19 protein-coding genes, 1 pseudogene and 1 riboswitch are annotated in these 20,670 nt (G+C 47.8%); of the genes and pseudogenes, 7 read left to right on the top strand and 13 right to left on the bottom strand.

Translation table 11 applies throughout. The annotated features are described in order from the left end of the window. Positions 1-7: 7 nt before the first annotated feature. Genes thiD through CB4_RS07460 form a run of 4 tightly spaced genes read right to left on the bottom strand, consistent with a single transcriptional unit; the run spans position 8 to position 3,389 of the window. A complete protein-coding gene (gene thiD / locus CB4_RS07475; protein WP_096464576.1) occupies positions 8-811 on the bottom strand; it encodes a bifunctional hydroxymethylpyrimidine kinase/phosphomethylpyrimidine kinase in 804 nt (267 codons plus the stop codon). Between the two features lie 43 nt (positions 812-854). Continuing rightward, positions 855-1,877 (bottom strand): ABC transporter substrate-binding protein, encoded by a 1,023-nt coding sequence (locus CB4_RS07470; protein WP_096464574.1) that lies wholly within the window; start codon positions 1,875-1,877, stop codon positions 855-857. A gap of 19 nt (positions 1,878-1,896) precedes the next feature. After that, positions 1,897-2,646: an ABC transporter permease gene (locus tag CB4_RS07465; RefSeq protein ID WP_096464572.1), complete on the bottom strand. Its 750-nt coding sequence runs from the start codon at positions 2,644-2,646 to the stop codon at positions 1,897-1,899. Next, complete coding sequence (locus CB4_RS07460; protein WP_096464570.1) at positions 2,643-3,389, bottom strand: ABC transporter ATP-binding protein; 747 nt, start codon at positions 3,387-3,389, stop codon at positions 2,643-2,645. Before CB4_RS07460 ends, CB4_RS07465 begins: the two co-directional genes overlap by 4 nt. A 79-nt stretch (positions 3,390-3,468) precedes the next feature. Then, positions 3,469-3,569: riboswitch (TPP riboswitch) on the bottom strand. A 179-nt stretch (positions 3,570-3,748) separates the two neighbouring features. Between CB4_RS07460 and CB4_RS07455 the strand changes: the two genes are divergently transcribed. Further along, a complete protein-coding gene (locus CB4_RS07455; protein ID WP_096464568.1) occupies positions 3,749-4,510 on the top strand; it encodes a 3'-5' exonuclease in 762 nt (253 codons plus the stop codon). A 61-nt stretch (positions 4,511-4,571) separates the two neighbouring features. Here the strand turns inward: CB4_RS07455 and acsA are convergent, their stop codons facing one another. Beyond that, positions 4,572-6,293, bottom strand: a complete 1,722-nt coding sequence (gene acsA / locus CB4_RS07450; RefSeq protein ID WP_172890829.1) for an acetate--CoA ligase — start codon at positions 6,291-6,293, stop codon at positions 4,572-4,574. A gap of 225 nt (positions 6,294-6,518) precedes the next feature. Here acsA and CB4_RS07445 point away from each other — a divergent pair, with 225 nt between their 5' ends. After that, positions 6,519-7,961 (top strand): S8 family peptidase, encoded by a 1,443-nt coding sequence (locus CB4_RS07445; protein WP_096464566.1) that lies wholly within the window; start codon positions 6,519-6,521, stop codon positions 7,959-7,961. A gap of 45 nt (positions 7,962-8,006) precedes the next feature. Here the strand turns inward: CB4_RS07445 and CB4_RS07440 are convergent, their stop codons facing one another. After that, positions 8,007-8,510, bottom strand: coding sequence for a DUF3907 family protein (locus tag CB4_RS07440; protein WP_096464564.1), 504 nt, complete (start codon positions 8,508-8,510; stop codon positions 8,007-8,009). A 176-nt stretch (positions 8,511-8,686) separates the two neighbouring features. Here CB4_RS07440 and CB4_RS07435 point away from each other — a divergent pair, with 176 nt between their 5' ends. The 3 genes from CB4_RS07435 to CB4_RS07425 all read left to right on the top strand — a co-directional run bounded on the left by CB4_RS07435 (position 8,687) and on the right by CB4_RS07425 (position 11,040). Beyond that, on the top strand, positions 8,687-9,124 hold the full coding sequence (locus CB4_RS07435; RefSeq protein ID WP_231956183.1) for a hypothetical protein: 438 nt from the start codon (positions 8,687-8,689) through the stop codon (positions 9,122-9,124). Positions 9,125-9,267: 143 nt separating this feature from the next. Next, entirely contained in the window at positions 9,268-10,614 is a 1,347-nt protein-coding gene (brnQ, locus tag CB4_RS07430; RefSeq protein WP_096464560.1) for a branched-chain amino acid transport system II carrier protein, read from the top strand. 219 nt (positions 10,615-10,833) lie between these two features. Next, positions 10,834-11,040: a hypothetical protein gene (locus tag CB4_RS07425; RefSeq protein ID WP_096464558.1), complete on the top strand. Its 207-nt coding sequence runs from the start codon at positions 10,834-10,836 to the stop codon at positions 11,038-11,040. 64 nt (positions 11,041-11,104) lie between these two features. Here the strand turns inward: CB4_RS07425 and CB4_RS07420 are convergent, their stop codons facing one another. The 3 genes and pseudogenes from CB4_RS07420 to CB4_RS07410 all read right to left on the bottom strand — a co-directional run bounded on the left by CB4_RS07420 (position 11,105) and on the right by CB4_RS07410 (position 16,491). Then, positions 11,105-14,887, bottom strand: coding sequence for a dynamin family protein (locus CB4_RS07420; RefSeq protein ID WP_096464556.1), 3,783 nt, complete (start codon positions 14,885-14,887; stop codon positions 11,105-11,107). Between the two features lie 125 nt (positions 14,888-15,012). Next, positions 15,013-15,702: pseudogene (locus CB4_RS07415) on the bottom strand (polyphosphate kinase 2 family protein); the annotation flags it as partial. A 249-nt stretch (positions 15,703-15,951) separates the two neighbouring features. Beyond that, positions 15,952-16,491 carry a hypothetical protein gene (locus tag CB4_RS07410; RefSeq protein WP_096464552.1) on the bottom strand — a complete coding sequence of 180 codons (540 nt, stop codon included), beginning with the start codon at positions 16,489-16,491 and terminating at the stop codon, positions 15,952-15,954. A gap of 103 nt (positions 16,492-16,594) precedes the next feature. On the opposite strand from CB4_RS07410, the gene CB4_RS07405 reads away from it, so the two are divergent. After that, entirely contained in the window at positions 16,595-16,795 is a 201-nt protein-coding gene (locus CB4_RS07405) for an alpha/beta-type small acid-soluble spore protein (RefSeq protein ID WP_096464550.1), read from the top strand. A 60-nt stretch (positions 16,796-16,855) separates the two neighbouring features. Here CB4_RS07405 and CB4_RS07400 read toward each other — a convergent pair whose 3' ends face one another. The 4 genes from CB4_RS07400 to CB4_RS07385 all read right to left on the bottom strand — a co-directional run bounded on the left by CB4_RS07400 (position 16,856) and on the right by CB4_RS07385 (position 19,751). Then, a complete protein-coding gene (locus CB4_RS07400) occupies positions 16,856-17,164 on the bottom strand; it encodes a winged helix-turn-helix transcriptional regulator (RefSeq protein WP_096464548.1) in 309 nt (102 codons plus the stop codon). A 79-nt stretch (positions 17,165-17,243) separates the two neighbouring features. Then, positions 17,244-18,506, bottom strand: coding sequence for an ammonium transporter (locus CB4_RS07395; RefSeq protein ID WP_096467671.1), 1,263 nt, complete (start codon positions 18,504-18,506; stop codon positions 17,244-17,246). A gap of 2 nt (positions 18,507-18,508) precedes the next feature. Further along, positions 18,509-18,913 (bottom strand): hypothetical protein, encoded by a 405-nt coding sequence (locus CB4_RS07390; protein WP_096464546.1) that lies wholly within the window; start codon positions 18,911-18,913, stop codon positions 18,509-18,511. Positions 18,914-19,016: 103 nt separating this feature from the next. Next, positions 19,017-19,751 carry a class I SAM-dependent methyltransferase gene (locus CB4_RS07385; protein WP_096464544.1) on the bottom strand — a complete coding sequence of 245 codons (735 nt, stop codon included), beginning with the start codon at positions 19,749-19,751 and terminating at the stop codon, positions 19,017-19,019. A gap of 115 nt (positions 19,752-19,866) precedes the next feature. Here CB4_RS07385 and CB4_RS07380 point away from each other — a divergent pair, with 115 nt between their 5' ends. Further along, positions 19,867-20,622 carry a glycerophosphodiester phosphodiesterase gene (locus tag CB4_RS07380; RefSeq protein ID WP_096464542.1) on the top strand — a complete coding sequence of 252 codons (756 nt, stop codon included), beginning with the start codon at positions 19,867-19,869 and terminating at the stop codon, positions 20,620-20,622. The last annotated feature ends 48 nt before the right edge of the window (positions 20,623-20,670 follow it).

Raw genomic sequence — 20,670 nt, 5'->3', positions numbered from 1 at the left:
TTCTCTTTTATTTCTCGCATCGGTTATATGCCCAATGATTTGTCGGGCCATGTCCGCTTCCAATCCCGAGCGGATGAGTAATAGCAGCTGTAATAAATGCCTTTGCCTGCTTAACCGCGTCAGGCACCGACATCCCCTGCGCCAAGCCTGCTGCGATTGCCGCTGCAAATGTACATCCCGTTCCGTGTGTGTGCGGTGTGTCAAAGCGATCTGCCGTTATCTCGATGAACGTATCCCCATCATATAAAAGATCGGTCACCTGTGGACCCGTTCCGTGCCCGCCTTTAATCACGACGTTCAAAGCTCCTCCCTCATGCAAAATACGGGCGGCTTCTTTCATCTCTTCAATCGTTTCGATTCTTTTCATGCCGGTCAGCACCTCCGCTTCCGGCAAATTCGGTGTGACAACCGTCGAAAGCGGAAGCAGATACTCTTTTACTGCGGCAACCGCTTCTTCAAGCAGCAGCGGTGCTCCCCCTTTAGCAATCATCACCGGATCGAGCACATAATTTTTCACCTTGTACTCTTTCAACTTATCTGCAACCGTACGAATAATCGAGCTGTCAAACAGCATGCCCGTTTTCACGGCGTCCGTTCCAAGATCGGATAGCACCGCCTCCATCTGTTGCGCGACGAATTCAGGCGGCACGGCAAATACGCCGTGTACACCGTTTGTATTTTGTGCCGTCAGAGCAGTTAGCACTGACATGCCGAATACTCCGAGTTCCTGAAATGTTTTTATATCCGCTTGAATGCCCGCTCCGCCGCCACTGTCTGAACCTGCGACGGTAAGTGCTTTGTATACAGCCATTTGCCTTCCTCCTAGTCCATATGCCTGTCACTTTGCTTTACATCTACGGCAGGGCAGTAAAACAATCTTCCGGCTTCACATCCGGCTTGACCTGTTTGTTTTTCTTCAGCCATTCTACCACTTTTGTCCATTGATCAGCAGATTGAGTACCAAATGACTGTCCCTGCTCATTCATAAGCGGCAGAAGAATATCCAGGCTTTTTTCTTCCACATCTTTTTCAAGCGGGAATTCTTTCTTTTCGTTTGCAAGCAGATAGCCAAGCCCCTCCTGCTTATGATTCAGCACGTAGTCCTGCCCTTTAGATGCTGCTTTCCAGAAGCGAGCAAGCAAATCTTTTTTGTCCGCGATCGTTTTGTCGCTTGCCGCAATTACAAGCTCAGACGAATCCGGAACCCCATAATCAGACAGATTAATCGCGCGAACCGGGAAGCCTTTTTTATCGAGCAAAATTTGCTCATGGTTTTTGTAACCGCCAATTACCGCGTCTACCCGGTTCGTTGCCAGCGCCGAAATAATGTCAAACCCGATGTCCGTCATTTTTGCCTGTTTGAAATCGGCTCCGTCTTTTTCCATCATCGTCTGGATATTCACTTCATCGAGCGGCATGGATGGATAGCCAATCTTTTTGCCCGCAAAATCTTTTGGAGAATGAATCGAACTGTTCTTCGGTACCAGCACAACATTTAACGGATGGCGAACAACAGCTGCAATCGATTTTACCGGTACCCCTTCGCTACGTGCAATGGCCACAGCTGGCTGATACGTAAACGCTAGATCAATTTTGTTCGCTGCTGCCATACGAAGCGGGTCATTCGTTTCTGCTGGCATCTGAATATCAAGATCAATGCCTTCTTCCGCAAAATATCCTTTTTTCATCGCCGTATACAAGAACGAATGCACCGCATTCGGGTACCAATCCAGCATAATCGTTAGTTTTTCCTTCGGCTTGTCCTGTGCCCCCTCCTGTTTAGCTGGCCCTGTCTGACTGCCGCCACCGCATCCGGCAAGCAGCAGCATAGCACTTACGAATACGAGCAGCATTTTGTACACATAATTTTTCTGCATATCCAATCCCTCATTTCTTTTATTTGTGTTTCAACATTCGCTTCTCCCACATGTACACCACAGTAAACATCAGCACGCCGAGCAGCGATAATACAAGCACAGACGCGAATACGCCATCCGCTCGCAGTGCAGAAGACATGCGGCGTCCGAAGTACCCGAGTCCCTGTTCCGCTCCCAGCCATTCCCCGATCGTAGCGCCGGTTACACTGAACACAGCCGCGACCTTCAATCCTGAGAAAAACGACGGCAGCGCCATCGGTACTTGTGCCTTCCAGAAAATCTGCACCCGGTTCGCCCCAAACGTTCGAAGCAAATCCACTACTTCTGAATCCCCTGATTTCAATCCATCATACAGGCTGACGACGAGCGGAAAAAACGAGATCAGTACGACAACTGCAACCTTTGAAGACAGCGAGTAGCCAAACCAGAGGGCAAATACTGGAGCAATGGCAATCAGCGGCACTGTCTGGGACACAATCAGTACGGGATAAAACATCTTCTCAAACAACGGTGAGAAAAACATCAGTACGGACAAGCTGACTGCTAGTAAAATCGACAGCAAAAGTCCTACCAGCATCTCCTCGACCGTAGCCAGTAAATGGACACCAAATAACTCACTGCTGTAGCGAATAAGTCCTCCAATGATCTCACTCGGTGCTGGAAGGATGAAAGACGGAACGCCACCGATTTTGACACCCATCTCCCAGGCAACCAGCAGCACCACAAAGAACACTACGGCCGGCCAGTATGTATATGCCTTCCGTCTCATTCTCTCTCCCTCCCACTGATCATATGTGTCAACTGCTGTCGATACGCCGCAAGCTCCGGTGTGAAAACCATATCTTTCGTACGCGGACGCCCCAGTCCGATCGGTACATCCACGCAATTATCACCTGATCGCAGCACAAGCACCCGATCGCTTACGAGCACGGCCTCTTCAATGTCATGCGTAATAAAGAGTACTGTTTTGCCAAGCTGTTCCCAGATGCTTAACAGCCACGCCTGCATCTCCTGACGAGTTAGCGTATCAAGTGCCCCGAACGGTTCATCCAGCAACAACACATCAGCCCCTGTCATAATCGTTCGCAAAAATGATACCCGCTGTCGCATTCCACCAGACAGACGAGATGGATACGCATCTGCATAACCGGACAGCCCGGCGCGAATAATCCACTCCTGCGCCTGCCGGGTGGCCTCTTCCTTTGGTCGCCCGGCGATTTCTGCCGGAAGTAAAATATTATCCAGCACCGTGCGCCATGGGAGCAACAAATCTTTTTGCGGCATAAGGGCTACTTTTCCAAGTCTATTTTTTTCTTGTATACCACCAATTTTGATACTGCCTGCATTCGGTTCTGCCAGACCTGAGATCAGCCGAAAGATCGTGCTTTTCCCGGACCCGCTCGCCCCGATCAGCGAGACGAATTCACCCGGTTGTACAGCAAACGATATGTTGTCCAGTACCGGCGTGCTGCTCTCTGGATACTGGTATGTTAACTGGTGAACAGCAAGCATTAGCTCCCCTCCTTACCTGGCTTGTTTTCTACACCAAAAGCGCCACCCCGGTGGAGTGGCGCGTGTCTGCAATCATAAAAACAGGCCGTCTCCACTTCCCTACGTCGGCATTATCCGAATCAGGTTATAAGGGTCGGGACGAATGCCCCTCTCAGCAACTATGCTCCCCTAGTGGTCGTTATTGTATCGAATTCTTTTCATCGTACTCCGAATGCTTCGCTCCGTCAATCGCTGAATGTCCTTTGTGAATTTTCTAAAAAATCTGTACATTTTGCCCCTCATGGCGTATGATAAAAGAATGAGAACGCTTGCAAATACAGGCAAAAAAGATTACTTAGGAGAGAAGGATGTGATATAAGATGTACTCATTTCCACTCAGTAAATACATCAAGCACATCACAACCAGCTGGTACAAAGAAAAGCCTGATCTTGATCTTGATCCTAATCTGATCGCGGACATCCAGGCTATGACCGCTTCCGTGAACCGTCGTACTTATGAAGATCAGCTACTGAAACGGATGCGTTTTATTGTATTTGATACAGAGACAACCGGATTTCATCCGTATGCAGGTGATGAGATTATTTCTATTGGCGCAGTCGTTGTTGAAAACGGTGTCATCCAAGAAAAGATCTTCCACGAACTAATCCAGCCTCGTAAACCTATTCCACCGATTGTGACAGAAATCACAGGGATTTCCAATGAAGATGTGGTGAATGCTCCGCCTGTTCTTCCCGTTCTTCATAAATTTCTACAATTTATTGAGGATCATTACCTGGTTGCCCACTGCGCAGACTTCGATATTAACTTCCTGAACACAAAGCTTAAGAAGCTATGTAGGACGAAACTAAGCAACCCCGTCATTGATACAATGTCGATATCCTACCATGTACTTCCAAGTAATAAATCATATGGGCTTGACACCTTACTTGACCAGTATAACATTCAGGTCGAAGGGCGTCATACTGCGCTTGGCGATGCCGTAATGACTGCTGAACTCTTTCTCTGCTTCCTTGATGAATTAGAGAAGCGCGGCATCGAGACCCTGCACGGCCTTGAAGGTTATATTAAGACCATGCATTTACTTCGCCAGCGGCAGGAAGCAGGCTACGCCTCTATATAAAAACAAATAACAAAAGAAACGGTGCGGATTCACATCCTGCACCGTTTCTTTTCGTTTATGACTAGTCTTCCATTGTAGACAAATCTCCTGTCGGAAGACCAAGTTCCCATGCTTTCAGAACACGACGCATAATTTTGCCGGAACGTGTCTTCGGCAGCTTGTCTCGGAATTCAATCTGACGCGGCGCCGCATGCGCAGCAAGACGCTCCTTCACGAATACACGAATCTCTTCTTTTAGTTCATCACTTTCTGCATAACCTGCACGAAGCGTAATGAACGCTTTGATGATCTCGCCGCGTACCGGGTCCGGTACACCGATAACCCCCGCTTCCGCTACAGAAGGATGCTCAACAAGCTTGCTTTCGACTTCAAATGGTCCTACACGCTCACCTGATGTATTAATAACATCATCCACGCGACCTTCGAACCAGAAATAGCCGTCTTCATCCATATAAGCAGAGTCACCAGATAAATACCAACCAGTCTGGTAGTACTCCTGATATTTCGCTGGATTATTCCAGATTTGGCGCATCATCGCCGGCCACGGCGGCATGATTGCCAGGTTACCCATTGTATTTGGCGGAAGCTCATTGCCCTCATCATCCACAATCGCCATTTTGATGAACGGAAGCGGCTTACCCATTGAGCCTGGACGGATTGGCATAGACCGGTAGTTCGCACAGATCGAAGAACCTGTTTCGGTCATCCACCAGTTATCATGAATGCGGCGGTCGAGTACATCGAGTCCCCAGCGAATTACTTCTGGATTAAGCGGCTCGCCAGCAGAGAGAACGTGACGGAGCGCAGACAGGTCGAAGCGCTTCGGCAGCTCGTCCCCTTCACCCATCAGCATGCGAAATGCGGTTGGCGCACTAAACCAAACGTTAACTTTGTATTTCTCAAGTGTTGCATACCAGTCAGCTGGTTTGAAACGACCCCCACGCAACACAACCGTTACACCATTCAGCCATGGAGACCACATGCCTGCTGATGTACCTGTTACCCAGCCTGGATCCGCTGTGCACCAGTAAACATCGCCTTCGCGCAGGTCATACACCCATTTGCCTGCCATGTACTGATGAATCATCGCATCATGCACCTGCAGAACACCTTTTGGCTTGCCTGTGGAACCGGATGTATAGTGAAGCAACATGCCGGATTCGCGTTCTCCCCATTCAATTGTATAATCAGCCGATACATTCATCAGCTCTTCGTATAATACTTGATTGTCAGCCGTTTTCTCTTCAGCACCAACCAGAATAACATGTTTTAATTCTGGCAGATCCTGTACCGGGATACGGTACAGAAGTCCTGGTGTCGTCACAACGGCTGCCGCACCGCTATCCTGGAGACGGTCACGTACAGCGTCTTCCATGAATGCTTCAAACAGTGGGCCCGCAATTGCGCCGATGCGCACGATGCCAAGAAGCGCAATAAACAGCTCCGGGCTACGCGGCATGAAAATAAATACGCGGTCGCCTTTTTGAATGCCTTTGGAACGAAGACCATTCGCAAATTGGCTCGACAGTTCACGAAGCTGTGCATACGTGTACTGCTCGTCCCGCTCCCCATCTGTATAAAGAAGTGCAGCTTTCTCCCCTTGACCATTATCTACATGGCGGTCAATTGCTTCGTATACCATATTAACTTTTCCTGTTTCATACCAAGAAAAATTTTTTTCAACTTCTTTCCAGTCAGCTGTACGAACAGCCTCATCATAATCCTTAAGGTTCGCTGTGTTATCTAACAGCATAATATCTTTTGGTCTTTCTGTTGTAGCCATGGTTTTCTGCCCCCATCCTGGATTATTAATAGCCTTTCAAGAAGGCTTTTTTATATTTGTTATACAACACTTTACTACAAATCGCACAAGAATTAAAGCGCTTTACTTCAAAAAATTGTGACTTTTTTATTTTCTTTTTTAATTTTTTGTCAAAATCAACCGTTCATATCTTACCTATACCCGCCAAACGCTATACGTAACAAAAGTAAAGGAAAGTGATGCTGTATGAATCGACTTTTTAAATATGGATTAGTTAGTCTTCTCGCTGTCCTGCCTGTTTTCTTACTGGCTGCTTGCCTGGGAAAAGAAGCAGCCCCGCCCACTCCAAAACCAGGCACAACCGCTTCCATCCGTTCAGCAGAACAAGAAAAGTACCATAAAATCAACTATATCAGTAAAGTTCAGGAAATCCGTTCCGATCTCGGAAATAGCCAGCATGTCATCACCATTCACCATAACAGCAATGAAACAAGTCACTATATGAAGCGGGAAGTGACCGTCAAATTTCGCACAGCACTCGCTGATCAGGAACTGGCCTCTATCCTGCGCGTAATCAATGGGAAAACAAGGTCTCATCACAACTCCACCTATATTTTCAAGTCCAGCCGCATGTCGACAGATGAACTGATTGCGTACTTCTCGAAACGAAATGATGTGCAGTTCGCTGAACCGAATTACCTTCTGCTTCCAAATGCCATACCGAACGATTCGCTCTATCCTCGGTATCAATGGAATATGCCAGCCATAAACATGGAGCAGGCATGGGATATTAGCAAAGGAAGTGACGCTGTAACAATCGCGGTCATTGATACAGGGCTTGACTTGCATCACCTGGAATTCACAGACAAGGTGGTAGATGGCTATAATGTATTAAATCCTGGTGCATTACCACAAGATGACAACGGGCATGGCACACATGTAGCCGGTATCATTGCAGCTCGCACGAATAACGGTCGTGGTGTGGCAGGTGTGACATGGAATAACAAGCTTATGCCCATTAAAGGAATTGGCGGTAATGGAAGTGGTTCTTCTTTTGACATCGCCAAGGGCATCATCTGGGCAACTGACCACGGTGCACGTGTCATTAACATGAGTGTTGGCAACTACCAATCATCCAGCGTGCTCCACGATGCAATCAAATATGCATTCAGTAAAGATGTCGTCATGGTAGCAGCTAGCGGCAACGATCATTCGTCTCAGCCAAGCTATCCGGCTTCCTATCCGGAAGTAATCAGCGTAGCAGCCATTGACCAGAACGGAAATCAGGCACCCTTTTCTAATTTTGGTTCCAGTGTAGATCTTGCCGCTCCCGGTGTAGACATTCCAAGCACCTATCTTCCAGGGGAGTACGCAGCACTGTCCGGCACATCAATGGCCTGCCCGCACGTCTCAGGTCTTGCCGGATTGATCCGCTCGCTCAACCCTTCCTTAAGCAACAGGCAAGTAATGAAAATTATGCGTGCAACAGCACGCGACGCCGGTCCTGCTGGTTGGGACCATGATTACGGATACGGCATTATGGACGTACCACAGGCTCTTAGGCTTGCTATCTCATCCACACCGCCTGTGGCAGCGTCTAAGTCACCGGCACAGCCGCTTCCATTACTACCACCGACCGAGCCCGCATCCGGACTGCTCGAACGTCTCGGACGCTTGTTTACGCCATAACACACAAAAACACCCTGCCATAGGGCAGGGTGTTTTTTATGCTGTCTAGCGCGCCGCACTCATTCGCTTCATCGTTACATAATCCGTTTCATAATACTGGAGCTCGTCACGCAAGTACTCAAATACTTTAGACATCCCAAGAGTCAGACTTTTCAACTCCGGGGTCACTTCTTTATGGAAGATAATTGCATCGCGGCCCGTGTAAGAATTGCGTCCATCCTCTTCGTACACTTCGCCTTTTGGATAGAAGAACATATTCACACAAGTATGATACACGAGATACAGTACTTCCTGAGCGAATTCTTTGTTAAATTGTGCACGACGCAGACAAATCCCAAGCTTTTCGTAAGCGTTTTCACTATTTACTAGCAGGTGACGAAGATCAGACAGATAGTTACGGTAGTAGGTTTCATACTGTTCCGGATCTGGTGAATTCTGGATAAGACTAGCAAGTGTGGTGGCATTCAAAAACTTCTCCAGCTCCATACAAACTTTTTTCAGCCTCTTATACGATTCTTCACAGATCTCTTTCAATTGTGTCTCTGGCATCGTTTATCCCTCCAACCATTCAAATTTTTCAACTTTGTTACGTAGATTGTAGCAAATTTATTACAGCGAACCTAGTATTATTTGTGCGATTCCATAATGTTTAAATATTCATAATTATTCTGGTTGATTAGCGTTTCCTCCCTCCGGATATACTTGCCAATAAACCCATTACGCACATGATAAAGGAGATTTTTATGCTTCCCATTCGCTCTGTAAATGTTACGCATGATGTCATGGAAATACTCCATGTAGCACAAATATTAGAAGAAAAAAACCGACCTTGCACGCTCTATCTATCCATCGTTCCGCTTGCCGTCTACCGCCAGCATACGGAGCAGACAGCACTCGGATTTTTTCAATGGCCGCTTATTCATCAAGGACGGTGCATTCGCTTGCGCAGCGCTGCCATTTGCCACTTTACTCATAGTATTTCTTTTTTTGACGAAGAAGAAAATATTTTTTATCACATAAAAAATGGAGAACCTTTCCTAATCCGAAAAAATACGTTCCTGCTTGATAATGAAGAAAAAATAGGATTTCTGGAGATCATAACCCGCAAAGAGCGGGGGTTTTTAAGCTTTTCTTTATCCCGATGGCCACTTCGATTTACGTAAGAAAATTATAAAAATTAAAAAAATAATATTTTAGACTTTATTTGCAAATAAAATGTGTTATGATAATAAAACCTTGCTAGAAAATAGAATTTTCAGCATGGAACAAATTATTAAAATATTCTTTTTTCTTTTTAGGAGGCATTATGAATCAGTCATTATCTTTTAAGGAAATTCTGGCGATTGGGCTTATGACGTTCTCCCTATTCCTTGGGGCCGGAAACATCATCTTCCCTCCCACACTCGGCCATGACGCCGGTACAGACATGTGGCGCGCGATAGGCGGATTTCTGATTACAGGCGTTGGACTTCCGCTCTTAGGTGTTGCAGCGGTAGCACGTGCGGGCGGTGGCATCCAGTATATTACCAATCGTGTTCATCCGATCTTCTCGATTATTTTCTCAGTGTTAACCTATCTCGCAATCGGTCCACTGCTTGCGATTCCACGTACAGGTGCCGTAGCCTATGAAATTAGCCTGGCACCATTTCTCCCGGAAGCGTTCCGTACGTCTTCCTGGTCGTTGTTCCTGTATACGCTTGTGTTTTTTGGTGTAGCATACTGGCTGTGCCTCAATCCAGGCAAGCTTGTTGACCGCTTCGGTAAAGTCATTACACCATTTATGATCGTACTATTGGCCATTCTATTAATTCGCGGTGCCATCCATCCACTCGGCGAAGTACAAGCATCCGCTCTGCCGAATCCGTTCTCCAAAGGATTCCTCCAAGGGTATAATACGATGGATGCGCTGGCCTCTCTCGTATTCGGTGGTGTGATCGCGGCGGCTGTAGCCGAGCGTGGCGTTACGAACCGTGGCAAACAGGCAAAACTAATCGTACAGGCAGGTCTGATTGCCGTTATTGGTCTTGGTCTGCTGTATGTCGGCCTTGCGTACATGGGCGCTACAAGCGGTCCAGCTGTTGGTACATACGCTAATGGTGGTGAGCTGATTACGATGCTGTCCGAGCGTCTGCTTGGCTCAGTCGGCCTGATTCTGCTTGCATTAGCCATTACATTTGCCTGCCTGACAACAGCGGTTGGCCTGATTACAAGCTGTGCAGAATTTTTCTCTCGTCTGACTGAAAACAAAGTATCCTATCGTGCAATGCTTGTCGTATTCACCATAGCAAGTCTAATTATCGCTAACTTCGGTCTCTCTACAATTCTAAAAATTTCGGTACCGATTCTCGTGACCCTGTATCCGCTCGCGATTGTTCTGATTGTGCTCACCTTGTCAGACTCGCTATTCCGAGGACTCCGTGGTGTATACATTGGCGCTATAATCGGTGCTGCTCCACTCTCCCTCCTCGATGGAGTCGGAGCAACTGGTGTGGATGTTACATCGATTACGGACGCACTGAATCAAGTTCCCGTTCTGAATAGCTTCATGGATCTTGGACTCGGATGGGTGATTCCAGCTCTTGTCGGTGCCATTATCGGCGGGATTTTCTCTCCTATATCCCCAGCCTATTCAGAATCTCATAGCGCTACATAAACGTATTTCCAACATCCCGTTCTCACACAAGTGATAGCGGGATTTTTTTATCATTACATTTAAAAGAAAATTCAGAAATATAATTGCTATTTGCCAAAGAACTCCTTATAATGATAAAAGCAGTAAAGAAAAAGACACGTATTTTTTGTTTTTCCTCTATCCGACAGATGTCCCGTTCAGATTGCGCGTGATTCCAAATAAAGAAGGGAGAATCATTCCGTGAGCTTTGCAAATTGGGATGAAATCATCGAAACGTGCAGATATGGCCTGGCAGACCCTGAACCTCGTTCACGTACCGTGCTACAGGAAAAACAGCTACCCTCACATACGCTGACTGTACAACAGATTCACCCACCTGAAGCAACTGAAGAAGATCGGATGGATACGATATTTGACACGATGCTAGCCCGACAGTACGGTGTATAGAACAAACAAAACGAGCGCCCAACATGACGTAGGCGCTCGTTTTGTTACTTTCAAACTCTTTCTTCTATATGTCCATTTCTGCTCTGACTGCCTGAATGCGTCCGGCAATTGCCTGACGAAGGGATGCGAGACCCTCCACATCAATATCTGTGCTCAGCACCGCAATCAGACCCGCAAAGTGTTCTTCCACTTCCTGTCCAGCTCGCTCAGCAAGCCGTTCAATCTGCGTGCGGAAAGCAGGAACATAATAATCATGCAGCACATGTGCTGCGCCATCCACATATGCCTGTACAGGCACCTGATAGCGCTGCTCAAGTGTATCTTTCATCTTATCCTGTCCACCCTGTTCAAAAAACTGCTTCGGGTTTTTAAATAAGCTGAGCGCTGCCGCAAGCTCTCCGGTTGTGCCTTCCGGAAGCTGGTCTGCAAAAGCTGGCGTATCATATGACGGCTGCTCCCATGCTCGAAGCAAGAAATGGTCAATGTCCAACCGCTTGTTCAGACGGCCCGTAATTTTCTCTCCGTTCTTCGCCATAAATGTTTCTACCCGAAGAGCGGTTGCCCGCATCTCCTGCGCCAGGTCAAATGCGAGGAAGCGAGATAACTCGTCGAGACTTGCCCGGAGCAGCTTCTGCATGTTCCGTCCGTTCCCTTCCGTTAGGGTAGCCGGGTTAAACGCATAGCGGAACGCTTCGCTAAAGCGCAGCATAACACGTTGCTTCACGTAATAAGCAAGCTCCGTTACTTCTTTCTCCAGCGCCTGAATGTCTGCTGCTGTATCAAGCTCACGGATGGTCGCAAGCGATGTCTCTCGGTTCCGCTCAGCACGGCCCAGCTGCTCAGCACGAGCACCCGCGTCCTGACGTGCTGCGATAATCAGCTCATCCATCGTACCAATCACGCGCTCTACTTCGGCGAACGCTTCTTTTAGCGCAATACCTGTCAGCTCTTCTAGTGTGAACGAAATAAACTCTTTCTCAAAATGACGCAGCCCGGAGAATGCGAGTGCTTCATCCACTGACGGCAGAGCTTCCGTCTCCCCTACACTGAGACGCTTGCGCAAAATCGCAGCACCGGAATCGGTGAGCGTATTCTTCTCACCCATGCGAGCCAGAAGTGCCGTCTGGCTTGAAACCGGATAAATACGCGGGCGCACGATCCCACATGTGCCGAGATTCTGCACGACGTGATTAACCACACCCTCCAGCTCTTCTTGCGAATGCGCAAGGTCAGCCGCATTGACAATGAAGAACATTTTATCCATCGCAAACGTATCTTTTACACGACCCAACTGAATCAGGAATTCACGGTCTGCATGTGAGAACGCATGGTTGTAGTACGTAACGAACAGTACGGCATCCGCATTTTTGATGTATTCAAACGCAACACCGGTATGGCGGGCATTGATCGAATCAGCCCCCGGTGTGTCAACCAGGATGATGCCCTGCTGTGTCAGCGGGCAGTCATAATACAGCTCAATCCATTCCACGAAGCACGCTTTCTCTTCTTTGGCGACGAAAGCCTGGAATTCTTCCAGACCTATAATCAGGTCAGTGCCAAGTTTATCGTTAATGTCTCCATAGCCTTTCTGAACGGCACGCAAGAAGCTGTAATGCGGCTTCGCTGTCGGGTGAATATCCCCTGCATTGAGCGTTTCACTCTTGCGGATCGCTTCCTCAATAGAGCTCGCTGCAATGTCAAAAACATCGAGCGATTGTAAGACATCGCCTGTAATATCTTCTGCCGTCTTAAGGCGCACCCGCACACTGCCGTGCGGATTGTTCTCATCCGGTGGTAAAATTTTGTTAATCGCAGCCGTTGTCGGGTTCGGTGATACTGGCAGGATCAAATCTCCCATCAGGGCATTCGCAAATGACGACTTCCCGGCACTGAACGCTCCGAACAGCGCAACGGTAAATCTGTTCTTCTCGAGGCGCTCCGCCCGCTGACGCATCGCGCTGCCTGCACCCGCAAGACCTGGTACACCTGCCGCTTCCCCTGCGATTACACGCAACATGTCAGCCGTACGCAGGCGCAAGCCCCGGTAATCTTTCTGAATCGCCGAAGATGATGGTGCCATACCGGACGTAGACGCCTGTGTTTGCAACGTAACTCTTTCTCCGCTTGCAGCTGCCGGAAGCGACGCATTTTCCACCTTTTCTGCCGCAGGTTCCGTATAGCCCGGAAGCGGTGGCGCACTTTCTTCATTCGGAACCCCATGATCGATCATCGTCATAAGTCGTGTAGCTGAAACTGTTTCCTCACGAGCTAGAACCGCAAGCTTATTGTATGCTTCTTTTACCGGAGCAAGTGTCGCAAGCTCTGCCTGCACACCCTGAGCGGATACTTCTGCCTGCTTCCGCATCTCTCGTACGGCATATTCGTATTCATCCTGTGCGGCGCGGCGGTACAGTTGCTTAATCGCATCTGATACGTCTTTAGAATAGGTCAGAATATACTCGCCGCTTGTCAGTGCACCCGGCTTCACGGCATTCTCGATCAATTCAGGACCGAATGAGACCGAGAATTCCATCACTCGTTTCTGAAATTCGCTATCGTCATAACCGTGCGCTTCCGGAAGTTTGCGCAGCAGCTCTTTTACATGCCAGCCGATATGCGTGGCCGCATTCTCTTTCAATTCTTCATAAAAATCATGCAGACGCTTATCTCTTTCTTCTTTCGTTTTCTTGCCCGCAGCGAACAAGAAGCCGACTTTGAAGTTCGACTGGCGGCTCTCTAGGAACTGACGTGCTAGCTCTCTGGTGGTGAATGGCATGAGCGGCGCATTATCGAGCATCGTATGCAACTCGCGTTTCGCTTCCGCTTCTAGTGTATCGGCTGGCTGACGCAAGGAAACGAGCTGTTGTGTAAGTTCTTCATAACGAGCCATAGCGTTCTCATCTGCTTCTGCCAATACTTGCGCAAGTGGCTCGCGCGCAGCACTATGCTTCTCTTCAAGGAACTTGCCATGCTCATCAATCAAATAATGTGCGGCACGCATGATGCTTGGAATGAGCAGGTCTTCTTTCTCTGCGAACAGACGCCCTAACTCGACAAGCAGCTTAGGCCACTCGTTTTCCGGGTGATTCACATCTTTCAACGAAGTGAAATACACACCATCCGGCTCAATGTCCCAGTGTCGGAAAGCATCAATGACGCTTTCGCGGTACTGAGCAAAGCTCAACTCAAAATCAACATGTTTGTCAATCTGATTAATAACGAGATAAACCGGAACCCCCCGGTCTTTCAGTGACTTTGTAAATCGGAAATTCACTTCAGATTGGACATGGTTGTAGTCCATGACATACAGCACCGCATCTGAGAGGTGAAGCGATGATTCAGTGGAAACTTTATGTGCATCATCCGTTGAATCAATCCCGGGTGTATCCATAATGCTAATGGCTTCCCCGAGCAGATTGGATGGATGATACAGCTCAATCGTCTCCACTTCTTCTCCATTTACTGCATACTGCTTTAGCTCGTTCACATTATAGCTCGGTCCGAATTCGATCGGCTCACTGTCTTTGAAATAAATACGAGCCGATTTTTTGCCTGTCTTAATACTGACCACATTCGCACTGGTCGGAATCGGACTGGATGGAAGCACTTTGTCACCCATGAGCGCATTGATCATACTGGATTTTCCAGCCGAAAAATGACCACAAAACGCGACTGTAAATTCTTTCTTATATAACTTTTCAAGCAATTGTTGAGATTTTTTGGCATTCTTTTCATCGCCCGCTGCCGCGAACGTTTCTGCCAGCGCTTCCACACGACGATATAACACACGCGCCGGGATGTGCGTGCGCTCCTCCTGCCCGGTATGGGCTTCCATTGTTTCAATCATTCCACTCACCGCTATTCTCTATATTTGTGTACATTTTATGAATTAAATCTACCATCGAAGTGCAAGGAGGGCAACACTTTCCGGGTAAGTTATTTTTCTTCGTCTAGTCGAGCACGCATGGCTTTCACAATACTTTTCAATACTTTCACCCGCGCATACCACTTATAGTTGCCTTCCACCACAATCCAGCGCGCGTTCGGCTTATCCGTATGGTCAAGCATCTCTTCTACCGCTGCTACATAGTCGTCCCACTTCTGGCGATTGCGCCAATCTTCGTCGGTAATTTTCCAATTTTTGAATGGATTGTTCTGCCGCTCCTCAAATCGATCAAGCTGTTCTTCCTTACTGATATGAAGCCAGAACTTGAGTACAAGAGTCCCATCTTCCGTCAACATATGTTCGAATTGATTGATTTCTTCATACGCCCGCTTCCATTCTGTCTTAGTCGCGAACTTCTCTACACGTTCTACGAGGACACGCCCATACCAGGAACGATCAAAAATCGCGATATGCCCTTTGGCCGGAAGCTTGGTCCAAAAGCGCCATAAATAATGATACATTTTCTCCACCATATTCGGCGCTCCAATCGCATGTACCTGGAAACCGCGCGCATCAATTTGCTCGGTAACCCTGCGAATGGCGCCCCCCTTACCCGCAGCATCACAGCCTTCAAATACAAGAATGACCGGAATCCCCTTGTTGTGCAATTCTCGCTGCAATGACAGCATTTCCAATTGGTATTTTGTCAGCATTTCCTTATAATCTGTTTTTGACTCTAGTTTTTTGGTTAAATCGAACTGATTCAAGTTATACATACTGTTTCCCCTTTTCATGTTACAAATTAATTAGGTAATAAGTTCCATGACATACAGTCAGATTCCTGCTATCTTCTGCTTTTTCTTGGTATAAGTTTTCTCCAAAGCGTAGTGGAGGAGCGGGATCGAACGGGTCCTCCCTTCTCCCACTCCCTCACCCCTACACGTTGTCGATTCTACAAAAAAGAGGCCGTCCCGTTGCCATGTTCTGGCTATGGGGACAGCCTCGATCTTATCTGTTTTGTACCATTAGAATTCGCTGCTATCCGATCCTTCCGCATCCCACTCCAGCGGTGCGCGATGCACTGGGAAATGTAACGCATCCAGCACATACAACAAGAATGGCATATCATACGTATACTGTTCGTGCAGCTGATGCAGCGTATTTTCCGTCAGTTTCTCATCGAGGAACGACTTGATCAGGACCAGCGCTTCCGCCTCGTGGTCACGGAACCATCGAAGTGTATTCGGTCCGGACTGAGCAAGACCGTACTTGTCCACATATTCGCGTACGATCTTAGGTACGTAGGCATACGCATACTGATCAGCCGCGTTATACAGCTCCTGCTTTTCCTGTTCAAGTGACAACCCTTCGATAAGGTACGTATAGCGATTGCACTGATAACACTTTACTTCATAACGATGATTTCCAGCAACTGATTTTCCACAGTGCGGACAGGTAAACTCGTTCATACAATCTTCCCTTTCAACTGATTTCTTGTTCTCATCGTACCAAACTTCAAGCTGCAATCCTAGCGTCGGATGTTCTGTTTTCCTCGGTGACAACATACCAAACATTACCACGTTTAAACAAGCGTCTGAGTTGTGACAATATACGTACAAGGACACAACATCCTTGAATCCAACACACTCTCTTAAGGAGATGAACAACATGGCTCAAAATTCGAACACAAACAAGCTTGTCGTACCACAAGCAGCAAACGCGCTGGATCAGATGAAGTACGAGATCGCTTCTGAATTCGGTGTAACACTCGGGCCGGACACAACTTCTCGCCAGAACGGTTCTGTAGGTGGCGAGATTACAAAACGCCTTGTACAAATGGCTGAACAACAGCTTGGCGGTCGTGCATAACCAACCACATATTACATGGATACAAAATAAGCCGGACCATAAAGGTCTGGCTTTCTGTTGTTACATCCACTTCTCGCTCCACTCCTGAATCGCTTCAATTACGCCCTCTAGGCCGCGACCTTTCTCCGTTAATTCATATTCAATGCGCACCGGGGTTTCCGGATACACTTTGCGGACCATAATCCCTACTTCTTCAAACTCACGGATGCGTTCGGTCAGCATGCGGTCGCTCATCTCCGGAATTTGCGCCTTAATATCCTTGAACCTTCGCGGCCCGCCCAGCAGGACACGAATAATCAGCCCTGACCATTTTTTGCCCAGTATATCAATTGCCAACTCATACTTTGGGCACATTTTGCTGTAATCCACGACAACACACCTCCTTTTTTATTGTACCACGAACAACGTATGATACAAAGAAGAGGGCAGATCCCCCTCTCTTCTATGCTTACACTCTTTTTTTGTATTCACTCCCAAGCGTAAGCGTATCTTCAGTATTTACAGCCATTGCTCCATGTGCGGAAATATCAAGTCCAATCCGCTCTTCCTCTTCTGTTACTCGGAGCGATACAATCCGGGCAATTGCTTTGAGTGCGATCCACGTACACACATATCCCCATACACAGATCACAAGAAGACCCAACGTCTGCACACCGAACAATTGCCAGCCCCCTCCATATAATACACCTTTACCTCTCGCAAACAGACCCACTGCCAGCGTCCCAATAACGCCTGACACTCCATGCACCGGAAACGCGCCCACAGGGTCATCGATTTTCCATACATCCATCATATAAGTAGCCGCCATCATTCCAAGTCCGCATACAGCACCAATCAAAATCGCTGCATCCGCACTTACAAAAGCACAACCAGCTGTAATACCGACAAGCCCAGCGAGCGATCCATTAATAACAGATGGTGCATCCGCCCGACCATAACGGAACATCGTATATAAAAGCGTTATAGCTCCACCAGCAGAAGCAGCCAGCATCGTAACCATTGCAATATGCCCAATGCGTACGTCCGATGCGCTCAGTGTCGAGCCAGCATTGAACCCAAACCAACCAAACCAGAGCAGGAACGCCCCGACAGACGCAAGCGGAATGTTACTCGGCGTAATGACGTTATTCTCGCCTTCCCTGTATTTGTCCAGACGTGGCCCAAGTATTTGCGCTGCCGCCAGCGCGCTGAAACCTCCCATCGCATGAATAACAGCCGAGCCGGCAAAGTCAAGCATCCCCATCTTTCCAAGCCAACCGCCACCCCATACCCAGTGTCCAGAGATCGGATAGATCACAGTCGTCATCACAACCGCATACAGCACATAGGCCCGGAACTGCATCCGTTCTGCCACAGCACCGGATACAATGGAAATCACCGCAATGACAAATGCGGCCTGAAACATAAAAAAGGTCTCTTTACTAAACGGGAATGCCAGATGAGACAAGTCTCCTTTCATTCCGAAGCCACTTGTACCGATGAACGATGACCAATCCTTTCCATACATCAGTGCAAAACCGATCGCATAAAAACAAAGCGTGCCGAATGCGATATCAACAAATACTTTCATAATAATACTGACAGAATTTTTTCGCCGGACGAATCCGGCTTCGAGCAGTGCAAAGCCACCCTCCATCAAAATAATCATGGCCGCTGTCAACACAATCCATATTGTATCTACGCCCGTACTCAGGGCGGTAAACTGTTTCATTTCTACCATAGCCGCTCTCGCCCCATACGATTCAAAATTTCCTGTGACAGCCAGACCGGAACACATACAGTATCTGCTCCATTCTCGATCGTCACAAGCACCCCGTCAATGACATTATTCCCAACTGTTAGCTCAGCAATTTCTTGCATCGGCTGTCTGACGTATACCATATATTCTACAGCCAGGTGATGATCCGGTGCCTTGCCGCTAAATAACTTGCGAATCGAAGACATCTTGTGATACGCCGCCTGCTGCTGCGCCCGTCGCTTCTCATACCTTTCGATCCGGTTGTGCAGTTCTGCAATATAAAATAAACGTTTCGCCTTGATCTCATGCAAATAGTCCGTAAGCTCTTTGGCACCCGCCATATCGTACTGCTGCCCTGTTCCTTCGACGCCTACCTTCATGTTAGATCACCTGTCTTTTTCGCGTTATATTTTCTAACATTATAACGCAGGGAGAAAAAAGAAAAAAGACGATTTTCCCTGAAAACCGTCTTTTTTCGTAATTTTATTTTATTTTTTTCTCGCCGAATAAAATCATACGCTTCATCTCCGGACCATAGACGTCCAGATTGTAGTCACCGTATACAGCAAGCAACTTAATTCCAGCCCGCTCAAGCATCATTCTCATCTCATCCGCGCTGTACAGACGCACCCGCTCCCAGAATGTCCGCTCTTCTCCCTGCTCGGTAATTATAATCTGCTTCACAACAAACCCATCCTCGATTGTGCGGCGTTCGATAATCTGCTTACCCTCTACATCCCGCACTGATTCCGGTACAAGGTGAGCGCGCACATACTCGGGATTTAAATAATCAATAACAAGCTTACCTCCCGGCTTTAGCGCCTGTGCCATGCGTCCGATCACCATCTCATTCTCCGCATCGTCCGCAAAGTAACCGAAGCTCGTAAACAGATTAAACAAGACATCGAACTCCTCATTAAAGGGAACCTCACGCATATCGTATTGATAATACGTCACGTCCTCCTCGTTTGTCTTACGGCGAGCTTCCGAAAGCAAATACGAAGACAGATCAAATCCGACAACCTCGTATCCATGCCGCGCAAGTGCACGTGAATGCCGCCCGTCTCCGCAGCAGAAGTCAAGCACTCGGCCATTCTTCGGCAATGGCAGCAGCCGAAGCAGGCTTTCTACCTCCTGGCGTGCAGATTGTTCATCTCGATGCCGGTACAGCGTCGAATAATCTTCCTGAAATGATTTTACAAACCATGTAGCATCCATACGATCCCCCCGTTCTCTTTCTTTTTAGTATAACCGCCTTACTCTCGTTCGTACATTTTCGGATGTGCATCCGCATACGTTATACCAATTCTATTTACAGAAGCGAGGCTACCCTATGAACGATTTTTTCTTGATTTATGCACACCGCGGCGCATCAGCTACCCACCCGGAGAATACGATGCCAGCTTTTGCCGCCGCCCTTCGTCAGGGAGCTACCGGTATTGAACTTGATGTACAGCTGACCCGTGACGGGGAGCTTGTTGTTTTTCATGACTGGTCGCTCAAGCGCATTTTTGGAAAGCCCGGACATATCCGGGATTACACACTAGCTGAACTTCGGCGCTTCGATGCAGGAAGGTGGTTCGACTCCCGTTTTGCCGGGATCAGCATCCCAACCCTTAATGATGTACTGGACCGCGCCGCTGCCAAATCGATCATGCTCAATATTGAACTGAAAAATTTCTTTTCCTTTGCTAATGGCATCGAACAAAAAGTCAGTGAAGCGATTGCCCGGCACAACCTTCAAGACCAAACCGTCATCTCCACATTCAATCCACTTAGTCTTGAATTACTTCAGCAAACAGGCTGCGGGGCCGACACTGCTTTTTTATATTTTGGCCATCTGCGCGAAGCATGGCGCTACGCCCATGAATACAACTGCGCCTATCTCCATCCACCTGTACACGAAGTAACCGAATCGTTTGTAGAGGCTTGCCGGGAACACGACATCAAAATCGTCCCGTATCAAGTTAATACTCTTCCAGAAATTACGCGAATGATTGAACTTGGAACAGACGGCATTATTACCTCGCAACCCACTCTTGCTCATCGACTGCTGCATGGGGAAAAACGACGCAAGCCAAAAAGGTAATCATATTTACGACAGCGAATTTATATATATCCTTTACTAAAGTGGGTG

Origin of the sequence: Aneurinibacillus soli, assembly GCF_002355375.1 — a bacterium.
In the GTDB taxonomy this organism is placed as follows: domain Bacteria; phylum Bacillota; class Bacilli; order Aneurinibacillales; family Aneurinibacillaceae; genus Aneurinibacillus; species Aneurinibacillus soli.
Note: the sequence above shows the minus strand (reverse complement) of the source record. Positions and strands in the feature narration are given on the sequence as shown.